Source organism: Pseudomonas agronomica, assembly GCF_025917275.1.
GTDB classification, from domain to species: Bacteria; Pseudomonadota; Gammaproteobacteria; order Pseudomonadales; family Pseudomonadaceae; genus Aquipseudomonas; species Aquipseudomonas agronomica.
In genome coordinates, this window is record NZ_JAOSHO010000667.1 from 1 (window position 1) to 2,292 (window position 2,292).

Here is a 2,292-nt window from a genome sequence, read left to right on the forward strand (position 1 = left end):
CTTGAGCGTTACGCGGCGCTGGGGCGGTTGCTCGAACCGTTCGGTGGGCAGTTGCAACGGGTCGAAGGTGACCTGAGTTTCTACAAGGTCAACGGCAGCGCCGAGCAGTTGAAGGCGCAACTGGCGCTGGCGAAGCTGCAGGAAATCCCCGCCGGTGAGGCTGTTGCGCCATCGCCTGCGGTCCAGCCCGCCGCCGATGGGGCCGTTGCGCCCGCCCAGCCGGCGCCGGCGCCGGCGGCCAATCTGCGGTTCCGCTGGTAGTTTCTTCTTTTATATAGGGTCAGGAGTGGTTCATGGGCGATACGCGGCGTTGGTTCTGGTTGGGTGGGGTCGCCCTGCTGATTGCATTTATCTACTTGCTGCATCCGATCCTCACGCCGTTTCTAGTTGCGCTGCTGTTGGCTTATCTGTTCGATCCGGTGGTGGATCGCCTGGAGAAGCTCGGGCTGTCCAGGACCTGGGGCGTAGTGACGGTGTTCGCACTGTTTACCTTGATCGTCAGCGCCCTGTTGCTGGTGCTGATTCCCATGCTCGCCAAGCAACTGTTTCGCCTGTATGAACTGGCGCCACAGATGCTCGACTGGCTCCAGCACAGCGCGGTGCCATGGGTGCAGTCGAAGCTGGGGTTGGCGGACGGCTTCTGGAAGTTCGACAGGGTCAAGGCCGCCATCAGCGAGCACATGGGCCAGACCACCGATATCGTCGGGGTTGTGTTGAGCCAGGCCACGGCTTCGAGCCTGGCGTTGATCGGTTGGCTGGCGAACTTGGTGTTGATCCCAGTGGTGAGTTTCTATCTGTTGCGCGACTGGGATTTGATGATGGCCAAGATCCGCAGCCTGCTGCCACGTCATCGCGAAGAACGCATCATGACCCTGACCGGCGAATGCCATGAGGTGCTGGGCGCCTTTGTGCGCGGGCAGTTGCTCGTCATGGTGGCGCTGGGCTTCATCTACGCGGCCGGGTTGATGCTGGTGGGATTGGAGCTTGGGTTGTTGATCGGGATGATCGCCGGGTTGGCGGCCATCGTGCCTTACATGGGATTTGTCATCGGCATTGGCGCGGCTCTGGTCGCCGGGCTATTCCAGTTTGGCGGCGACCTGTACCCCATGGTCGGCATCGTGGCGGTGTTCATGGTTGGGCAGGCCTTGGAGGGCATGGTGCTGACGCCCTTGCTGGTGGGCGATCGCATTGGCTTGCATCCCGTGGCGGTGATCTTCGCGATCCTGGCGGGTGGCGAGTTGTTCGGTTTCACCGGGATCCTGCTGGCGCTGCCGGTGGCGGCGGTGATCATGGTGCTGGTGCGTCACGTGCATGATCTGTACAAGGATTCGGACATCTATAGCGGCGTCGAAGACCCCGACCTGTAAGGCCTAGGGCGGACGCGGTGTCAGGGAAACTGACGCTGCGCGCCCTCCTCGCTGCAAACCTTTGATTTTCCTCGTGGTCCGGCGCATTGTGCGGTCCGCGTCACGGGTATAAACTTTGCGAACTTTACACAGAGGCCACTAATGGTTCCTTTGGAACTGTTCAGTCAGCATGAAACCGATTCAGCTGCCCCTTGGTGTGCGTCTGCGTGATGACGCCACCTTCATCAATTACTACCCAGGCGCCAATGCCGCTGCACTCGGCTATGTCGAGCGGCTTTGCGAAGCCGACGCCGGCTGGACCGAGAGCCTGATCTATCTGTGGGGCAAGGACGGGGTAGGGCGCACGCATCTTCTGCAGGCCGCGTGCTTGCGATTCGAACAACTGGGCGAGCCTGCGGTTTACCTGCCGCTGGCGGAACTGCTCGATCGTGGCGTTGAAATTCTCGACAACCTTGAACAATACGAACTGGTCTGCCTGGACGATCTCCAGGCCGTGGCCGGCAAGGCTGATTGGGAAGAAGCGCTGTTCCACCTGTTCAACCGGTTGCGCGACAGTGGGCGGCGCTTGTTGATCGCAGCATCGACGTCGCCGCGAGAGCTGCCGGTGAAACTGGCTGACTTGAAATCCCGCCTGACCCTGGCGCTGATTTTCCAGATGCGCCCGCTCTCCGATGAAGACAAGCTGCGAGCGCTGCAACTGCGCGCGTCCCGTCGCGGCCTGCACCTGACCGATGAGGTCGGGCATTTCATCCTCACCCGTGGTACACGCAGCATGAGCGCTTTATTCGAGCTGCTCGAACGCCTCGACCAGGCCTCCCTCCAGGCGCAGCGCAAGCTGACTATTCCTTTTTTGAAAGAAACCTTGGGCTGGTAAAAAATTTTTTGGCGAGATTTTTTGTGGCGAGGGAGCTTGCTCCCGCTGGGC

Annotated in this window: 2 protein-coding genes and 1 pseudogene; all 3 read left to right on the forward strand. The window is 60.8% G+C overall.

The annotated features are described in order from the left end of the window. A pseudogene (locus OC610_RS25965) lies at positions 1–261 on the forward strand (DUF2066 domain-containing protein); the annotation flags it as partial. A 32-nt stretch (positions 262–293) separates the two neighbouring features. Continuing rightward, positions 294–1,367 (forward strand): AI-2E family transporter, encoded by a 1,074-nt coding sequence (locus tag OC610_RS25970; RefSeq protein WP_264431887.1) that lies wholly within the window; start codon positions 294–296, stop codon positions 1,365–1,367. Positions 1,368–1,536: 169 nt separating this feature from the next. Continuing rightward, on the forward strand, positions 1,537–2,241 hold the full coding sequence (hda, locus tag OC610_RS25975; RefSeq protein WP_003178999.1) for a DnaA regulatory inactivator Hda: 705 nt from the start codon (positions 1,537–1,539) through the stop codon (positions 2,239–2,241). Positions 2,242–2,292 lie beyond the last annotated feature (51 nt).